Origin of the sequence: Nostoc sp., assembly GCF_036917275.1 — a bacterium.
In the GTDB taxonomy this organism is placed as follows: Bacteria; Cyanobacteriota; Cyanobacteriia; order Cyanobacteriales; family Nostocaceae; genus Nostoc.
In genome coordinates, this window is sequence record NZ_JBALDF010000032.1 from 33051 (window position 1) to 51109 (window position 18059).

The 18059-nt window shown below is 43.0% G+C and carries 13 protein-coding genes, 1 tRNA gene and 1 pseudogene; 9 read left to right on the plus strand and 6 right to left on the minus strand.

Annotation, left to right across the window (positions count from 1 at the left end):
* The first annotated feature begins 627 nt into the window (after positions 1-627).
* On the plus strand, positions 628-2178 hold the full coding sequence (locus tag V7K35_RS11375; RefSeq protein WP_335078996.1) for a serine/threonine-protein kinase: 1551 nt from the start codon (positions 628-630) through the stop codon (positions 2176-2178).
* Positions 2179-2645: 467 nt separating this feature from the next.
* On the opposite strand, the gene V7K35_RS11380 is transcribed toward V7K35_RS11375, so the two are convergent.
* The 5 genes from V7K35_RS11380 to V7K35_RS11400 all read right to left on the minus strand — a co-directional run bounded on the left by V7K35_RS11380 (position 2646) and on the right by V7K35_RS11400 (position 6694).
* Positions 2646-2843: an NblA/ycf18 family protein gene (locus tag V7K35_RS11380; RefSeq protein ID WP_334792782.1), complete on the minus strand. Its 198-nt coding sequence runs from the start codon at positions 2841-2843 to the stop codon at positions 2646-2648.
* Between the two features lie 653 nt (positions 2844-3496).
* The gene (locus tag V7K35_RS11385; RefSeq protein WP_335078998.1) at positions 3497-3730 is read right to left on the minus strand and encodes a hypothetical protein; all 234 of its coding nucleotides are present in this window, start codon (positions 3728-3730) and stop codon (positions 3497-3499) included.
* A gap of 51 nt (positions 3731-3781) precedes the next feature.
* Positions 3782-4507 carry a PP2C family protein-serine/threonine phosphatase gene (locus V7K35_RS11390; protein WP_334792784.1) on the minus strand — a complete coding sequence of 242 codons (726 nt, stop codon included), beginning with the start codon at positions 4505-4507 and terminating at the stop codon, positions 3782-3784.
* Between the two features lie 16 nt (positions 4508-4523).
* A complete protein-coding gene (locus V7K35_RS11395; protein WP_335079622.1) occupies positions 4524-6209 on the minus strand; it encodes an ABC1 kinase family protein in 1686 nt (561 codons plus the stop codon).
* A 158-nt stretch (positions 6210-6367) separates the two neighbouring features.
* Positions 6368-6694 (minus strand): DUF6825 family protein, encoded by a 327-nt coding sequence (locus V7K35_RS11400; protein ID WP_335079000.1) that lies wholly within the window; start codon positions 6692-6694, stop codon positions 6368-6370.
* A 343-nt stretch (positions 6695-7037) separates the two neighbouring features.
* Here V7K35_RS11400 and V7K35_RS11405 point away from each other — a divergent pair.
* A pseudogene (locus tag V7K35_RS11405) lies at positions 7038-7288 on the plus strand (Uma2 family endonuclease); the annotation flags it as partial.
* 44 nt (positions 7289-7332) lie between these two features.
* Positions 7333-8034 (plus strand): Uma2 family endonuclease, encoded by a 702-nt coding sequence (locus V7K35_RS11410; RefSeq protein WP_335079002.1) that lies wholly within the window; start codon positions 7333-7335, stop codon positions 8032-8034.
* A 266-nt stretch (positions 8035-8300) separates the two neighbouring features.
* Here V7K35_RS11410 and V7K35_RS11415 read toward each other — a convergent pair whose 3' ends face one another.
* Positions 8301-10997 carry a CBS domain-containing protein gene (locus tag V7K35_RS11415; protein ID WP_335079004.1) on the minus strand — a complete coding sequence of 899 codons (2697 nt, stop codon included), beginning with the start codon at positions 10995-10997 and terminating at the stop codon, positions 8301-8303.
* Between the two features lie 578 nt (positions 10998-11575).
* On the opposite strand from V7K35_RS11415, the gene psbZ reads away from it, so the two are divergent.
* The 6 genes from psbZ to V7K35_RS11445 all read left to right on the plus strand — a co-directional run bounded on the left by psbZ (position 11576) and on the right by V7K35_RS11445 (position 17803).
* Positions 11576-11764 (plus strand): photosystem II reaction center protein PsbZ, encoded by a 189-nt coding sequence (psbZ, locus tag V7K35_RS11420; protein WP_298905268.1) that lies wholly within the window; start codon positions 11576-11578, stop codon positions 11762-11764.
* Between the two features lie 199 nt (positions 11765-11963).
* Positions 11964-12542, plus strand: a complete 579-nt coding sequence (gene ribH / locus V7K35_RS11425) for a 6,7-dimethyl-8-ribityllumazine synthase (protein WP_273762652.1) — start codon at positions 11964-11966, stop codon at positions 12540-12542.
* A 399-nt stretch (positions 12543-12941) separates the two neighbouring features.
* A tRNA-Gly gene (locus V7K35_RS11430) sits at positions 12942-13013 on the plus strand.
* Between the two features lie 977 nt (positions 13014-13990).
* A complete protein-coding gene (locus V7K35_RS11435) occupies positions 13991-14398 on the plus strand; it encodes a hypothetical protein (RefSeq protein WP_334792789.1) in 408 nt (135 codons plus the stop codon).
* 4 nt (positions 14399-14402) lie between these two features.
* Positions 14403-15668, plus strand: a complete 1266-nt coding sequence (locus V7K35_RS11440) for a glutamate-5-semialdehyde dehydrogenase (RefSeq protein ID WP_334792790.1) — start codon at positions 14403-14405, stop codon at positions 15666-15668.
* A gap of 563 nt (positions 15669-16231) precedes the next feature.
* Positions 16232-17803 (plus strand): alkaline phosphatase D family protein, encoded by a 1572-nt coding sequence (locus V7K35_RS11445; protein WP_335079624.1) that lies wholly within the window; start codon positions 16232-16234, stop codon positions 17801-17803.
* Positions 17804-18059 lie beyond the last annotated feature (256 nt).

Below are 18059 nucleotides of genomic sequence, written 5' to 3' on the forward strand. Positions count from 1 at the left end.
TTACTCAGTTATCAGAACTCTGTGGTGAGTATGGTGCTCCCTAATTAAGGTTTTTGGCAGCTACTATAGTTATCTATTGAGTCAAAATTGGGCAAACTAAAATTACACCACAATGAAAGTGCAAAATGGTACAAAGCGTCATTATAAGTAGGTAGGCACGAATCAACCTAACTATGTAACAAAATGTAAAACCGTCAAAGTCCTTGTGATTGCAACTCTTGGAGACGCTACGCGTAGCTTGCTTCTCCGTAGGAGTACGTTGCACTCCGTTTCACTAGCAATGACATACTTATAAATTTTCCCCCCACCTACTTAAATTTACCCTTTCTGCTTGTTTGATCTGGCATGTTGCACTAGTTGTAATAACCGTCTCGATTGCAAACTCCCAGTTCATGGTTTCAATGCTTTAAAAAAGGACTGGAAAAAGCTAGTACAGCACCGCGTAAATAGACCAACGATTGAAAATAGCCGAAAAGTCTAGCCTATAAGCTTTTTGACTTTTGACTTCCATTTCTGCTTTGCAGTACGAGCTTAGAAAGTCATTTCTGGGCGCAATAATTCAAATCTCAGTTTAAATGCACTTTTCCTCCCAAATACTTACAACCTGCTTTTGGATTCAAATTCTCTATGTCAGACCCCAACATTGGTCGCTTACTCAGCAAACGCTACCAACTCCAGGAGTTAATTGGTACTGGAGCAATGGGTCGAGTTTATTGTGCTAAAGATAATTTGTTGGGGGGTGTACCTGTTGCAGTTAAGTTTCTGGCGCTATCAATCCAAAATGAAAAGATGCGATTGCAAGACCGCTTTGAGCGAGAAGCAAAAACCTGTGCTTTACTAGGGCAAAAAAGCATCCACATTGTCAGAGTCATGGACTATGGCGTAGACGACAATAATACCCCGTTCTACGTCATGGAATACTTACAAGGACAAAGCCTAAACAGTATTATTCGCAAGCAACGACTGCCTTTACCAAGATTCTTGAGTATGGCGCGTCAACTCAGTCTGGGGTTGCAGTGCGCTCATGATGGCATCTCAGTTGAGGGTACTATTTGCCCAATTATCCATCGGGATGTCAAGCCAAGCAATATACTGGTGATTCAAGATGCCAGTTTCGGAGAATTGGTCAAAGTTCTAGATTTTGGGATTGCAAAGTTATTACAGTCAGATGGCGACCATACAAAATTCTACTTGGGGACATTGGCTTATTCTTCTCCCGAACAGATGGAGGGTAAAGAATTAGACAACCGTGCTGATATTTATAGTTTGGGAATTATGATGTTTGAGATGCTCACAGGCAAAATGCCACTGGTAGTCCCATCTCATTCTTTTGGAGCATGGTATAAAACACATCACTATCAAAAACCACGTTCTTTTGCTGAGGTTGCGCCTGGATTAGAACTACCAAAAGAAATCGAAAATTTGGTTATGAGCTGTCTGGCTAAAGTAGCACGCGATCGCCCCCAAAGTATCACTGAAATCCTAAAAGTTTTAGCGTCTCTAGAAAAGCCTGAGCATACACGCGAAATTAAGCAAGATCAGGCGCTAGTTCCTGCTACTACAGTCAGCACTGAGCTTGAACAAAATACAAAAGCCGATTTACAGGTATCCTCGTCAAACGATGAAATCGCTCGTGCCATTTCCTGGCCTCAAAATAAACCAATTGCCGATATTGTCTTTCCCCAGCCCATTCATACCAATGGAGAGATTTTACCAGCCCTGTGGGTGATGCTACCGCAAGAAGAAATTCAAAAGCGCTTAGTGTGTACCCGCTATAACCAATTTCTGTTCATCTCTATTCCCCATCCGATGCTGCTATGGATTACTGTCATTTACAACCACAAACACAGTGCTAAATGGTTCCCTTATTACCTTGATCTCAAAACCAGCCTTGGTCAAGAAATTACTCGATTACTACAGCACACAGGTTATTACCGCCTGTTATTCTTTGCACGAGAAACACCAAATAGCTGTACCAATATCTTACTTTCTAGCGTCGCTTCTGCCCAGCGCCAACGACTGCAAGAGTGGGTCGCAATGAGCAATACAATGATGTCCTCTGCCGACCCGCAAATTAGTAAAAGCTTACTCAAAAGCGAGTACGAAAAGATTAAACCTCAAATTCTGGCAAAACTGGAAAGTATTGATACAGATTCTGCATACGACTTTTCCCGTTAGGAATAATTTCTTAATGTTACATATTTTAGATGCAACTAAGGGGTGCTCACTCAGCGAATGTAAACTTTTATAAACAAAAGATATATAAAGATGTAAGTTCTAGTTATATGTATAAAGAGTGAAAACACTAGCTGCTAAATCACGACTTTCTAAATTCTCATGTCAATCTTCCTATATACATCATTTCGGGGGATTGTAAATTTACGCAGGTTAACCAGCAGACTAGACGAACCAAAAGAAAGTGTGGCTCAAGCAAACAGTAAGTTTGTCCTACAAAAGAAAAGTAAGTCTAGACTTTAGCAGATGTGTCGTTGAAAGATTTACTCATTGTTAGTTTTTTGAACTTGGATTTTTGTCGAACCTTTGCAGAATCAGTTATCGAAGTTGACGCCCCGACATCCCCAGCTGTTTTCCTCCTTGGAACCAAGCAAGAGAAGGAGGTCGCCCACTGCGACAGTAGAACGACTCTATGCCATAGTGGAACCGGAATCTAAGCCCCACTGGTGCTTAAGAAGTTCTTGATAAGTTGCCTCGCGTACGACCATTTGCTCATATAGCTTGACTAAAAAATCTTTAGCTTGATCGTGGCTCATATTTTGCACCTGAGTAGAAAATGAGCAGATGCTGAATTGCTGTTCTAAGGATAGTTTCATTGGTTGACTCATAATTTAACTCCGAAAAAACAACGCGTAAAGATGATATCGCTCACAAAAGTCCAAATGGGATAATATTTGGACTTATAACTGTCCAACATTTGTTCCTCCGTATTAAGAAAGATAACAATTGTTTGACACATTGCCCACATCCTAAATGTGGACTTTTTATGATTCGATATCTTGCACCTAATCCTACTGATATACCACCCAAGTCAGCCGAGACATATTCCGGAAAATAGGCTGCGTTTGAACTCAGATAAGTATAACTACCTCCCCGACTCCTAACTGCTTTGCATAACTCTCGTTTGCAAAGAAGTTCAGATGTTATCCTTAACCCTCGATAGTTTTTTTAAACAAAAAAACTAAGATGCTGTCTCTCCCACTATGGAGGAAGCTTTGAAGGGTAGGGATTTTAAGAAGGTTAGGGAATGAATGGTAATAAGCGTGAATTATAGTCGCTCTACCTTATTACGTGCAAGATGTCAATTTCCCAATTTATATAAATTCAGCCTTCCTAAATCACTTTGGAGGCTAAAAATATTTGTATCAAATTGTAAAAAGGAAAAATGCTCACATTGAACAAATTGCTGAGTATATCTACCAAATAGGAGTCAGAACTCATAACTTTACTAATTCGGAATTTTAGATTTTAGATTTTTCCTTCAATCCCTGACGCTAGGGTAGCGCAGTGTAAAGCCTGCGGCATGGCGTCTCCCATTAGCACATTGCCAGAGGCTAACGCCAGTTGTAGGATGCCCGAACGCAAGAGTGTCTCTTGTCTTGAGAAGGGCTGTAAGCAGAATACTCGCTAACGGCAGTCGTTTTTCCTGAGGGAGACGCTCTTGGTTCCCCGTAGGAGTACAAGTCGGGAAACCCTCTGTTAGCACCTGACTCATCACCCTGCTTCACCAAAATTCAAAATCTAAAATTGAATTACTCATAACTTTTTAATCAAGTGAGACGATGACAACTGTGATGTTATCGTGCCCTCCATGCTCCTTAGCAGCCTCAACTAGAGAAATGGCGACCTTATCAAGCCAAGGACTGTCTTGGAGGCAGCTAGCAATCTTCTGTTCGACAAGTTCTTCGGTGAGACCATCACTACATAACAGGAAGCGATCGCCAACTTTTACATCCAGTGGTTGCACATCAATCTGATGCAAGTCTTCACGCCCCAAACAGCGCGATAATACATGACGAAAAGGATGTAATCGTGCTTCATCTAAAGTGATGTCACCTATTTTGATTGCCCGTGCTACCCAAGTGTGGTCTTCTGTTATCTGTTCTAATTGCGACTCTCGGAAGCGATACAGCCGCGAATCGCCAACATGAGCGCACCAAGGCGACTCTGGGGAGCGAAAAATTACCGCTACAACCGTTGTACCCATGTCGCCGCGTTCAGGATGATTTTGCTGATCCTGCAAAATCGCTTCATTGGCTCCCCACAAAGCTTGCTCTAGCAATTCTTGAGAAGATTTAGAAGATTGCCAATTTGCCAGCAAATACGCCTGAATTTCTCTAGTGGCAATCCGACTTGCTTCCTCACCTCCGGCATGACCACCCATACCATCGGCAACAACGAAAAACCGTCCCTCTGGGTCGATATGGTAATTATCCTGATTATTAGAACGAATAAGTCCCGGATCGGTAAAACCCGTGAAATTAAGTTTCATAAATTTTTTGCAACAATTAATACATCCGATCGTAACGGTCTAGGCGTAAAAGTAGTCGGATCAGGATCACTGAAAGCCCTGCTGCAATTAAACCAGGCACTAGTGCCCACCATAGATAATTGTTAACCACTAAGATCGTAGCTGAAAGTGTGAAACCACTGATTAACAGAGCATAGCTTATTGAGAGCTGAATACTGCTCTGCCGCCGCAACAGCCGTTCAGTTTCTATAGACCGAACGCGCAGGCGCATGTCTCCCCGTTCTAGCTTTTCTAGCGTATCCTCTAACCTACGTGGTAAACCCAACGCAGTACTACTTACCTGAGCTGCTTGGCGACTTAATTCGTTAAGAAAGCTATTCCCCTCAGAACCATTCATATCGGTTATAAGCTGCATTGCATATGGTTGGGCAACTTCCATAAAGTTAAACTCTGGATCTAAACCTTTGCCTACCCCTTCTAAGGTAGAAAAGGCTCGCATCACAAAAGTGAAGGTTGCTGGAAATCTAAATGGCTGATTATAAGCTATTTCGTAAAGGTCGTCACTAATTGCCGCGACCGATTGGTTTTCAAAAGGCTTATCCATGAAATGATCCAGCATGTATTGGACGGAACGCCGCACTGGGCCCATGTCATCCGTTGGTGCGATCGCGCCTAAATCGATCAGAGACTGGACAACGCGATCGCCGTCTTTTTGGGCAATACCAAAAAGTGTTTGCATCAGTCCTTCGCGGACGTTGGATTTAATTCGCCCCATCATGCCGAAATCGTAGAATATCAAAGCACCACTTGCACTAATGGCAATATTGCCTGGGTGGGGGTCGGCGTGGAAAAAGCCACTATTGAGTAACTGTAGTAAGTAGGCTTGAGCACCTTGACGAGCGATCGCCTTTCGATCCAAACCTGCTGCTTCTAAAGCTTCATACTGGCTAATTTTAATTCCAGGAAGATATTCCAAGGTCAGTATTTTAGAAGTGGCGTAACGCCAGTATATTCTTGGGACATTCACCCAATCGTAGCCGCGAAAGTTGCGGCGAAAAGTATCGGCGTTACGACCTTCGTTAAGATAATCAATTTCTTCCCAAAGAATGCGGCAACACTCTTCATAAATACCTAACCAATCTCGCCCCCGTCCCCATTTAGGATGGTTTTGAAAGTAGCGGGTAATTCCCTTGAGAATTTGTAAATCTATTTCAAATAACTTCTTTAGTCCAGGACGTTGCACCTTGACAACAACCGATTCCCCAGTATGCAGCACAGCTTTGTGTACTTGCCCTAAGCTAGCAGCAGCTAAGGGAATAGGTTCAAAATTATGGAATAGTTCAGGAATTTTCTTGCCTAGTTCTTTCTCAATCGTCGCTTCTACTTGTTCATAGCTAAATGCCGGTACTTTGTCTTGTAACTTGGCTAGTTCTTCTACATATTCACCAGGGAATATATCAGCACGGGTAGAAAACAGTTGCCCAACTTTGATAAAGGTTGGCCCTAAATCCAGCAGGGTATTGCGAATCCAGACTGCTTGGGTTTTGCGTCTTGCAGCTTGCTTTGCCTCAGTCACACCACCTGGATAACTCCAAGATTTGTTGTATAGCCAAAGTTTAAACAATAAGGTCAAGACAAAAGACCAAATGTCCACAAAACGCCGTCTGCTAGAGTATTTTTCCCGATTCCAACGGTATGCCTTATCTGAATAACCTTGTTCCATATGCTGTGTGTACCGTTGGTTTGCAACCGAATCACTTAGAAGAAAAGACACTCTGATTCCTAAACTGTTTTTGATCAAGTGCCATTTGTGTTTTGTCCTTTGTCATTTGTGCATAATTTTTGGCTCAATGACTAATGACTAATGACCAACGACTAAATTTATGCAGAAGTTCGGCGATAATGTTGCAATTCTGTTCGTAGCAGGGCAATTTCTGCTCGTAATTCATCAATATCTGCTTGCAAGTCACCTGAATCAGAACTGGGTTGCCTACTACCTGTGGTAGGTTGACCAGCATTAGCAACTTCTGCTGACCGATTTGCCCGCTCTAGGACTTCTTCTGTAAACTGGCGCAACTGCTCTCTAGCTTCGGCATCAAATTTGCCCAGATCACTCAAAGCATCGGTCAAGACGACCTCTAAACGCTCATTAACTACTTCAGCTACCGCTCTGCCTACGAAAAAGGCTTGTACAAGGGGGTTACTCATAAATTTTTGTTACGTTGATCCGCAAGAGAATTATAACTTGCCTGTATGCTTTACGGCTTCTGCTAGGGAGTTATAGATTTACGTGACGCGATATGCGCCTGCCGCAGGATGCTCGTTCACGTAGTGTCTCCTTTAGGAGAAGGGCTGTAATGAGCACCTGGCGTGCGACTTCCAGTCGCCAAGGCAAGTAATAAATTAGACTTTCCAAACATCCTCTAAGGCTTGCTCTCTCAACTTGAAACTTTGAGTAATATTAATTCAGTTTAGATCATGGGAAATTAGCAAAGTGCTACTTGATGATCATTGATACCTACTATTATTTGTTCGACAGTTTCAATATCCATTTTTTGTAGTGCTGGTAACTGAACGTAAAACCTGTAAAAGTTGGTCGTTTGGGAAGAATATGGCAAATATCCAAATGTAATTCTAGAAATTCTTTCTCAATCAACAGCTAATACTGACAAGGATTTAAAGTAAAAAATTTATCAAGATACTTTCTGCACACCTGATTATTTTTGGTTCGACCCCTACACACTAGAATTTGCGGGATTTCATTTAGTAGAGGAAGAGTATCAACCTATACTAGCAAATGAGCCTGCTAAAATAAATTTATAACTACTTGATCCCGTATCCAATCTATGACTATTGCTCAAGAATTAGATGATCAAAAAGGCATCTGCCAAGATGTTATATTTCCCCCTGGTGATTTATATAGTGATGAGCCTCCCTTGGAAACCGAACTGCATCTACGGCAAATAATCCTACTTTTAAAATGTCTGGAATGGCTATGGCGAGACAGAAATGATTTTTATGCGGCGGGAAACCTGACTATCTACTACAGTCCGCGCCAACTGAAATCGGAACACTTCCGAGGACCAGACTTTTTTGTAGTGCTGGGAACTGAACGTAAAACCCGCAAAAGTTGGGTAGTCTGGGAAGAATATGGCAAATATCCGAATCTAATTCTAGAAATTCTTTCTGAATCAACAGCTAAGATTGACAAAGATTTAAAGAAAAAAATTTATCAAGAGAGTTTCCGTACACCAGATTATTTTTGGTTTGATCCTTACACACAAGAGTTTGCAGGATTTCATTTAGTAGATGGAGAATATCAACCTCTACAAGCAAGTGAACAAGGATATTTGTGGAGTCATCAGTTAGGGTTATATTTGGGAATTTATCAGGGACTATTGCGGTTTTTTACACGAGATGGGCTACTAGTACCAACACCTGAAGAAACAGCAGAACAAGCACAACTAAGAGTAGAACAGGTAGAACAAAAAGCAGAACGTTTGGCAGCAAAACTGCGGGAGTTAAATATCGACCCAGATATAATTTAGACTACTGCAATAGTATAGTATAGCAACAGCCAAGTGGTTAGGACATTAACAAATGATAAAACTTAGACACAAAAAGGCTTTTCACCCATTCCCCAGTCCCTTGCTATATATCATAGGCATTCGCTTATTTTTGCAAAGCATGAATGTAGTGCGATTTATCTTTCAATAAAAATGTTAATCGCATCCTCTATTTGTAAATATTCCTCTGGAGTGGAGTATTTTTTTGTGTTTGTATTTGCATAAAAACTAGATATGGTAAATATAAATTACTGAGGATAATGCTTGGCTAAAAACTCTTCAGCCTCAGTCTTATCTTTAATCACACCATCCAGAGTAGCAGCAACTACATTATCTAATATTTGCCGATACTGGGGCCCTGGTTTGTAACCAAGTTTCTTTAAATCATTGCCATTCAACAGTGGCTGCATATTCGCCCAAACAGTTAAATATTTCCAAATCTGATGTCTAATATCTCGCGGACTTTGCACGGCGATTAAAATCAGCATTGGTAAATCGTACTGTCGCAGCAACTGCACTACTTGACTGGGGCGTTGCAAACTGGGTAATAATGTCATCACCTCAGTTTGAACTTGAGCTAAGTTCTTCAGCCTAGCAATGCTATCTTCTGGTAATTGTAGATTTTTTGCTACTTTCGCCCGATATTGTGATGTGAGGTGGGCAATTAACGTTTCTAAGCGCATTTCCCAATGGATAAGGGTTGGTTCCGGGTCAAATCGCCGCAAGCAGCGTTCTAGCAAGCGTAATTGTCGCAGAAGTTCTGCCTCTAACTTCAGAGTAGGATGGATACATTGCAATGCCCCTAAGTTATCGAGTAACTGCAAAGCCGATTTCCAGTAGGGGGCTTCGAGAATGTATTTTAATTCTGTTTTCAGTCTAGTTTGCAGGGCTGGAGTTCTGCTATTCTCTTGAGCAGTGCGATCGTAAACGCCACTGTTGATCGCATAGCGGATAAACTCTTCAGTTTGCGGTTCTATCTGAAATCCAAAGCGCAACGCAAAGCGCACACCACGATAAATGCGGGTGGGATCTTCGATAAAACTGTTGGCATGTAAAACCCGAATTTGCTTGGCTTCTAAATCCAGTAAACCGCCAAAGAAGTCAAGTAATTCACCTGAACGAGGGGTAGTAAGCCGCAAGGCGATCGCATTGATGGTAAAATCTCGACGATACAAGTCTTGACGAATAGAACTCGCCTCAACTTCTGGATTCGCCGCTGGGTAAGGATAAAATTCTGTCCTAGCCGTAGCAATATCTACCCATAGAGAATCTAATTCTGGGTCTTTGTGCCACAACAAAGCAGCAGTTTGAAAAGCCCCGTGGATTTCTAAGCGAGCCGCAGGATAAAGTTGTTGGAGTGATGAAGCTAGTTCCACACCAGCACCGACATCTGCTGATTTGTGAAAGCCATCAACTACGAGGTCAATATCTTTAATCATCAAGCTGCCTGCTGCGTCAGCTAACAGCAAATCCCGCACTGCACCCCCGACAAGATAAAGATGCCAACCCCGTTTTTCTGCTTCTTGCGATGCTGTGGTGAGTAATTGCCATAACTGAGGAGCAAGTTTATTTTGCAATTGAGGGAGATTAATATTACTTTTCCCCCTCTTTGCCTTTCCTCCTCCTCGGTTTTCATCCCTTTGCTGATGTAATTCCCGCAAAACATCAGTACGAGTGACGATACCAACTAACTGCCCATTTTCCAATACTGGTAAGCGTCCGATATCGTATGTCACCATCACTGACTCAATTCGTGGCAATGTCGTATCTGGTGTAATCGTTTTGAGATTCGTAGTCATGTAACCTTTGACTGGTGCATGACTAAATCCGTGATGCAAGGCAATATCGATATCCCGCCGCGAAATAATACCTACTAGTTGCCCTTGAGCATCAACTACAGATAAACCAGACTGTCCATAGCGTAATAAAATACGTTGTGCTTCGGCAATTGTGGTTTCAGGCAGAATAGTGCGGACAGGAGAGGACATCAAATCCCTAGCGGTGGGAGGATGGGGAATTTGCGCTTTTACCCCGTCCAGGAGTTGTTTTAATATTGCCTGCGAATCAACCCCCCTTAAATTTAGCGATGCGGCTTGTGAATGACCGCCGCCACCTAGAGGTTGGAATAATAAGTTAAGATTTGTTTTGGGAATTTGCGATCGCCCAATTACTGTTAAGCGGGAATCACTTTCACTCAAAGGATATTCATTGGCTAATAGTATGGCATCAATTTCGGTTAATTCCACGAGTTCTGAAGCCAGACTCGATAGCCCCGGCACAAAAGCATCTGTTTTCAGAGTTACCCAAGCAACCGTATATCCATGTAGACAGAGATATTCTAAATTTTCCAGCGATTCAGTTAATAGCTGCTGCAATTGCAAAGACAAGCCAGGGTCACGATAGGTAGAAATTACTGATAAACTGGCATCTTGTTGCATCAACCAAGCCAAAGCCAAGGCATCCCGTGGTGTGGATTGGTCAAAGGTCAAGGAGCCAGTGTCAACATGGATACCCAAAGCCATCACAGTTGCTTCGGTAGGAGTTAGAGAAATATGCTGTTGTTGTAATAACTCCACAATTAAAGTTGTGGTGGCTCCTACTGAGGAAATATGCGATCGCCTGGCGGGAATATCTGATTCTTGTCCTAAGTGATGGTCATAAACTATAATCTCTGTTACATGCGGTAAATCTAACCACTCAGCAGCTTTACCCAAGCGATCGCGCTGTTGTGTATCCACCACAATCAGAGAGCGAATTTTTTCTGGATTCACCGAACGGCGTTCAATCAGCGGATATTCATCCCGATGCAATGCTAAAAAATCCCGTACAGTAGGGTGAGAACCGCCACTCAGGACAATCTTACTTCCCGGTATTAGCCGCGTTAACCCTACTGCTGCTCCTAGTGCGTCAAAATCTGCTGTTGTGTGGCAAAGAATTAAATCCATAGTTGAGAGTCATTAGTCATTGGTCATCGGTACTTAGACAATTGGACTTTGGACAAAGGACAAACGACTAAAATGTTGCAATTTTTGGTAACTTAACAATAAGAAAAAAGTGTCAGTGTCGCCCTCTAGCTAAAATGAGCAGAAGCCTCACCCTTTACCGCTCAGAGTCAGCACCCTAATTGTCAAATATTCTGAAATAGATGATCAGGGCGTTGTATGATTTAATTGGTTACTCGCCGTCACGGTCGTTGATACACCTCGCTTACTGCCCTCTGGGAAACCTACTTCAAAGGTTGGACAACGGGAAACGAGTAGACTTCCTTTCAAAGAATGCAAATTTACCATTGGTTGACACATCAGTGCAAAAGTCATAAGCAATTCATCCTGTGTCGTCAAATTTGTGGGCTACGAAAGGAAGAAAAAATCAAAGTGTTGGCCGTGGGGCATCAGGAGGACATAAAACCAGAGCTTCTGGAAATGTCCTATGCAATAGCAGGAGTCATACTCGTTGCCTACACTGTACAGCTTACTGTTAGTGTAGGACATATCACTATTTCGCTGTATTGGGAGAAGCAAAAATGACCATAATATTCCAGTTTGCCTTGATAGGTCTAGTCGTGTTGTCTTTTGTCCTGGTTGTGGGCGTCCCCGTTGCTTACGCCACTCCCCAAAATTGGGTTGAATCTAAAAAACTGCTCTGGCTTGGTTCTGGCGTCTGGATTGGTTTGGTATTTTTAGTTGGTTTGTTAAACTTTTTTGTCGTGTAGGCGACGGCTTCACTCTGGCGCAGGCACATAATATAAGAACTAGAGGGGCAGAAAAGCCAAGGTCAAAGATCAAAGGAAAAAAGGAGATATTTTTCGATTTTTCCTATTTTCTTTCTTTTGACCATGCTTTCCTGCTCCTCTACATTTAAATAAGAAATGTATATTGACCGGAAGAAGTATAGTTGATTAAGAGGCAGTCATGGCAGTTTTCGAGGGAACTTTTACTCAAACGGAGCCTTTGCGGTTTGCAGTGGTGATTGGTCGATTCAATGACCTTGTTACCGGAAAGCTGCTAGAGGGATGTCAAGATTGCTTGAAACGCCACGGTGTAGACCCTAACCCCCACGGTAGTCAGGTGGACTATGTTTGGGTACCAGGAAGTTTTGAAGTACCTTTAGTAGCTCGCCAACTAGCACTTTCCCATCGTTATGATGCTGTAATTTGTTTAGGTGCAGTCATCCGTGGGCAAACACCCCATTTTGATTACGTATCCTCAGAAGTTTCTAAAGGTATTGCTGCCGCTAGCTTTCAAACTGGGGTGCCAGTAATTTTTGGCATTTTGACAGTAGACACTATGCAGCAAGCCTTAGAACGGGCAGGGATAAAAGGTAATCATGGCTGGGATTATGCCCTGAATGCCTTAGAAATGGCAAGCCTGATGCGGCAATTGCGTTCTAATCTGGCAGAGCCATATTCTCGTAATAGCCAGTCTTTGCCGGCCTCTTTCCAAAGTGCCAGTGTCGGCAATTTAACTGTGGAGTCAGAAGAACTGGGCTAATTGACACTTTCACGTATAAGGACAGGCTCGGTTTTCCAAGCCAAGCAGGAAAGGGATAGTCAAATATCCCTCTAGACGCTTAAAACAACTATTAGGACGAGAAATATGTAATATACTTGCTTTTTTTGTGTTATGCCTCAATGTGCTTACTAAGTAGCCGAGATTTCTCCGAACTAGGATGCTTCCAAACGTAGATAATTATTCTTAAGCTAACTGCGACTAGAAGAGCAGGTGACGTTCGCACGAGTCGTTTGCCTCTCAGCACTAAAAGTGAGTTTCTCAATTACTGCCCAATCGGATGAGTGCTGAGTTATGAGTTAAAAAACTCGGCGCTCAAAACTAAATTAAGGGGTTGACAATTAGGGATAAATCTGAGAGACTAATATTTGGTTATAAATTGCGGGTATAGCTCAGTGGTAGAGCGTCACCTTGCCAAGGTGAATGTCGCGCGTTCGAATCGCGTTACCCGCTTCCAAGTAAAACCTCTTGGAGTTGAAAATTTCAAGAGGTTTCGTATTTTTAGGGTGCGTTGAAGTGTTCGTCAATTCGCGCTGCATCTGTATGAAATGACCCGAATGTGGACAGATTGAACAAAGAAATCGTCTACTGTCCGAATTTGAATATCGTCCACTAAAATCATTCCTAAGAAATATAAAACCCAGCTTTAGACTAATTTACATATGGATTAGCTTGGATACAATCTTTATAGGTGTAATCAATTCAGTTTCTGTAAGTAAGTCAGTGAGAATAACTCAAACTATATTAACTACTGTAAAAAATAGTTAAATTAGTTTGTAGTCAGGGCTAAAGCCCTACTTTGAGGGCTTTAGCCCTGACTGCAAATCTTTGATTACTTACGCCGACTTACTTAGGGTGTATTACACTGGACTAAAGGTGGCTGGTTGAATAATAGTGTTGTCAAGTGCAAAGGGTCTTTTAGCAGTGAAATTAGCCACAATGTATTTGGGCAAAGAGTGATACGCTCTGGATGTTTTGGCAATTCCCGCTCTTGAAATGCTTGTGAACTAATCCCGATGTAATCTTGATAACTGGATAGTAATATATAGTGACCCAAAGGAAAATCTAGGGTTTATTAGTGTCTTTTGTTTATGAACGTAGCCTTCCCAAACGATTTCTTTTAGGAGTGCTCACCACGTAGGCTTAAAATTGTACCAGGTGTGTAAGCACAATCAATCCAAAAACGCAACCATATTACCTTGAAAGCGATAAATGAAGAGAAGGAAATTTTTAAATAAGATTGCCAGTTCGGGAAAAGACTACAAACAGAAAACCCCGTATTCATATGGCAATTAGAATATTTAGAGTCTGCTGCATCTACTGTTTGCATCGCCTGTCTATCTTCATAAAGAGAGAAGCCTCTAAGGCATTTATTAAGGGATCATATTCTCGCAGTTTGTATAAAACACGCTCAAGTTATTAGAACGCTTGTGCAATCTAAAAAACCCGAAAAAATAGACTTCAATACCGAATACCCCTGTCCCTGTCGTCGCCGGGGTCAGTTAATTCCGATTACGCTGACAGAAGCATTTGGTTGCGATCGCTGTCAGCAAATCTTTGTAGTAGAAGATAATGGTCATGTGCTAGAACAGCTTTCTACCACCTATCCCTACAAGCGGGCTTGGCGTTGGATGGGAAATAGTTGGCATGTTGTTCATCCCCGCTTGGGAGAAAGCTATCTGCCTATAGCACTTGGCATTATTTTCGTGCTAGTGATTATATGGCTGCCATTAGCACTGCGATTGGCAAATGGTTCCAGCATTATTGCTTGGGCAATGGTGGCGGTGCTATTAGCTATTCTGCCAGCATTAATGGTCTGGCTTACCTACAGACGTTAACTCAATGACTGTTGAAGTTTTGGATGATCACCCCGAACCGATTACTAGTGCCCAACGAGCCTATCAAGCCTCCCTAAAGTTGGGGATCACAAAGGGAGCAGACCGGAGTCGTGCAGTACTGGCGATGGCACAAGCCCTTGAGCGCTCATTTGATGACATTCTAGAAGCCAACACCTTGGATTTAGAAGCCAGTCGGGAAATGGCAGTGTCAGAGTTGATATTGGACTGGCTGAAGCTGACTCCCACAAGGCTAGAGATGACAGTAGACATTTTACAACGGTTGGGGGAATTATCAGATCCGCTGCGACGCGTCAGAACGGCTGATTATCAACTGGAAGATTCCCAGAGTTACACCCAGTTAATGCCCTTGGGAGTGATTGGATTTATTTATGAGGCGTTCCCGGACTTAGGGGCGATCGCAGCGGGTTTTTGTATCAAAACTGGCAATTGTCTAATTCTCAAAGGCAGTACTGAAGCTAGCCATTCTAACGCGGTGATCGCTGAGGTACTGCAAAATGCGATCGCCCAAGTTGGTCTACCTCCAGGGTGTCTAGAACTGATCACAGCAGAACATGGTGCTTCAATTCGGGATTTAGTTACCCAAGATCAGTACCTGAATTTAGCGATTCCCTACGGACGTTCCGGCTTGATACAGCAGGTAGTAAGACAGTCAACTTGCCCAGTCTTAAAATCAGCGATGGGTAATTGTTACCTTTACTGGTCACTCAATAGCAACTTAGAAATGGTGCGCTGGATGATTCTTGATAGCCATCAGAGCGAACCAGACCAAGTTAATGCCATTGAAAAGGTACTAATTCATCGCCAAGCTTTGCGGTCTTCAATAGCCGTTCTGTGGAACAGTTTGAAAGAAAAAGGTTTTGAAATTAAAGGAGATGCAGAATTAGTAGAAGCCTTTCCCCAATTGCAGTTGGCCAAAGAAAGCGAATGGGGAAACCCTTATTTAACTAGGACAGTAGCTTTTAAACTGGTGGATAGCTTAGAGCCTGCGATCGCCTGGATTAACGAATACAGCAGTGGTCATGCCGACTCTATCGTTACTGAATCCTACCAGGAAAGTCGGCAGTTTGCTTTAGGAGTTAACAGTGCCTCTACCTACATCAACACTTCGCCACGTTTTTCCCGCAACCCCTCGCGAGGAGATTCAGTATTTCTCGGCATGTCTAACCAAAAAGGTCATCGTCGGGGATTTATCAGCCTGGAAACCTTGACTACTGTCAAGCATATTGTTCAGGGAAATGGCAGGTTTTAAATAATTCGTAATTTATACACTAAGTATAATTCCGAATTCAGAAGTAAAACAGGCTTGATGGCTGGCTTTGAGGCTTAGGTAGTGTACTTCACTAACTTGAAATCCGCTATAATTCGTGATTCGTAAATTAGAAAAGAGTTTTACAAGAGTGCCTGTAGCGGCAGTTTTATTTTATAGGACTTATGCAAGCGTGAAGAAAAACCAAGCCTTTGCGATTACTTCGCTTGGCTCGTAATGACGTAAAATCGTAGCCCGTGCGTAAGTCCTATTTTAGTTGAGGTCTTAATCCCCACAAAATTCTCCCAATGACGCCACTTGCTCTACTTGGGGAGACCCCATCGCCCTTAGCCTCTTCACGAATGGAAGAAGACCGCAGTGGCTCCCCCATGCCCCAATTCAATTTTAAACTTAACAAAATCTTAATTTGTGCTTGATCCTGGGTTGCTAGGTTCCTTGTGTTTGGTTGAGCAGCAATTGGGACAGTCAAATCAAGTCATTATTTGTGCTTTTCACAACTGACCCTCCTGAATGCCAACTGTATTTACATCTGGGTAGAGATGAATATGGAACTTATGGATGGCACGCGCCTGCTAGCAAATCGGTGCAGACGGCGGAGTTTTTTGTTGGGTACAGGATTCTTAACTGGGTTAACAATCGCTAGCCAATGGCATCCGGTATTGGCTAATTCAAGGTTTTCTGGCTATCCGTTCAGTCTTGGTGTTGCCTCTGGTGATCCTTTGCCGGATGGTGTTGTTATCTGGACACGACTGGCTCCAAATCCACTCTCTGGAGGTAGAATGCCATTCGTAAATGTCCCAGTGCGCTGGCAAGTCGCCCTTGATAAAAACATGAGACAGGTGGTGCGGCGAGGAACAGTGCTGGCAACACCAGAGTTAGCACACTCAGTTCACGTTGATGTCCGTGGACTAGACCCTGAGCGTTGGTACTGGTATCAATTTGAAGCGGGTAGGGAAGTTAGCCCCGTTGGACGGACTCGCACAGCACCAGCATTTTATAGCTATACCCAAAAACTGAATTTTGCTTTTGTCTCCTGTCAAGACTGGCAAAATGGCTACTATACGGCTTATCGGCATTTGGCTGATGAAAACCTCGACCTTATGGTTCATCTGGGTGACTACATCTATGAATATGGGCCACAATCCGGTGGGCCTCGTCAGCATAATAGTCCAGAAATCATTACTCTTGCCGACTACCGCGATCGCTACGCCCTGTACAGAACAGATCAGAGTCTCCAAGCTGCTCATGCTGCTTTTCCCTGGATTGTCACTTGGGATGATCATGAAGTTGACAATAACTACGCCAACTTAATCCCCGAAGATAACCAAACCCAAGAGGCTTTTAGGAAACGGCGAGCTAATGCTTACCAGGCTTACTATGAACATATGCCTCTACGTCGGTCTTCGCTGCCCAATGGGCCAGACGCACTGCTTTATCGGCGGTTGACTTTCGGTAATTTAGCTGAGTTCAATGTCCTAGACACGAGGCAGTACCGCACTAACCAACCTTGTGATGATGGACTCAAGCCTCGCTGCCCCCAAGCTTTTGATCCCAATGCTACCATGACTGGCTCAGAACAAGAGCAGTGGCTACGAAAAGGGTTAGAGCAGTCGCGATCGCGCTGGAATGTGATTGCTCAACAGGTGATGTTTGCCGAGTACAATTTCAATAGTAGTCCAGGTCCAGGTGTCTTCAATATGGATCAGTGGGACGGTTACGTAGCTGCACGTAATCGGCTCTTGAGTTTTCTAAACCAGCGTCAACCTTCTAATCCAGTGGTGATTAGCGGAGACATCCATTCTAGTTGGGTACACGACCTAAAGCTTGACTTTAATAACCCAAACTCACCGACGGTAGGCACTGAGTTTGTAGGAACTTCAATTACCTCTGACTTTCCTACCCAATTCATCGCTCCATCTCAAGCTGCTCTACGTAATAATCCTCATACTAAGTTTTTTGACGGTGCTTACCGGGGATACGTCCGCTGCAAACTTACCCCAGAACGCTGGCAAAGTGACTACCGCGTTGTATCAAGCATTGTTGACTTGAATGCCTCTGTCAAAACCCTAGCTTCCTTTGTAGTCCAAAATGGACAACCAGGAGCACATCTAAGTTAAACAAATCTCACAAGTAATTAACCAAACCCCCCAAATATAATCTGGGGGGTTTCAATATAGGATGAAATATGACTTCAACTATTAAAACATCCGAATTTGGACACTATTATCTCACATTCTTCTGGTGTTCGGATATAGCAATCCTATCTGAGTTACCAAAACTGCAATAAAGTTAAAAAAAGGCGGAGAATAGGGAAAATTCAGAGGTAGTATAGCCTATTCAAGGCGGAAGCGTAGGCATAGCCCGTCGTAGACA

Excerpts from the sequence above, each read along its gene's own strand:
- psbZ (WP_298905268.1), top strand. The coding sequence starts at position 11,576 with ATGACCATAATATTCCAGTTTGCCTTGATAGGTCTAGTCGTGTTGTCT.
- V7K35_RS11395 (WP_335079622.1), bottom strand. The coding sequence starts at position 6,209 with ATGGAACAAGGTTATTCAGATAAGGCATACCGTTGGAATCGGGAAAAA.
- V7K35_RS11410 (WP_335079002.1), top strand. The coding sequence starts at position 7,333 with ATGACTATTGCTCAAGAATTAGATGATCAAAAAGGCATCTGCCAAGAT.
- V7K35_RS11390 (WP_334792784.1), bottom strand. The coding sequence starts at position 4,507 with ATGAAACTTAATTTCACGGGTTTTACCGATCCGGGACTTATTCGTTCT.
- V7K35_RS11385 (WP_335078998.1), bottom strand. The coding sequence starts at position 3,730 with ATGAGTCAGGTGCTAACAGAGGGTTTCCCGACTTGTACTCCTACGGGG.
- V7K35_RS11445 (WP_335079624.1), top strand. The coding sequence starts at position 16,232 with ATGGAACTTATGGATGGCACGCGCCTGCTAGCAAATCGGTGCAGACGG.
- V7K35_RS11400 (WP_335079000.1), bottom strand. The coding sequence starts at position 6,694 with ATGAGTAACCCCCTTGTACAAGCCTTTTTCGTAGGCAGAGCGGTAGCT.
- V7K35_RS11440 (WP_334792790.1), top strand. The coding sequence starts at position 14,403 with ATGACTGTTGAAGTTTTGGATGATCACCCCGAACCGATTACTAGTGCC.
- V7K35_RS11415 (WP_335079004.1), bottom strand. The coding sequence starts at position 10,997 with ATGGATTTAATTCTTTGCCACACAACAGCAGATTTTGACGCACTAGGA.
- ribH (WP_273762652.1), top strand. The coding sequence starts at position 11,964 with ATGGCAGTTTTCGAGGGAACTTTTACTCAAACGGAGCCTTTGCGGTTT.
- V7K35_RS11375 (WP_335078996.1), top strand. The coding sequence starts at position 628 with ATGTCAGACCCCAACATTGGTCGCTTACTCAGCAAACGCTACCAACTC.
- V7K35_RS11380 (WP_334792782.1), bottom strand. The coding sequence starts at position 2,843 with ATGAGTCAACCAATGAAACTATCCTTAGAACAGCAATTCAGCATCTGC.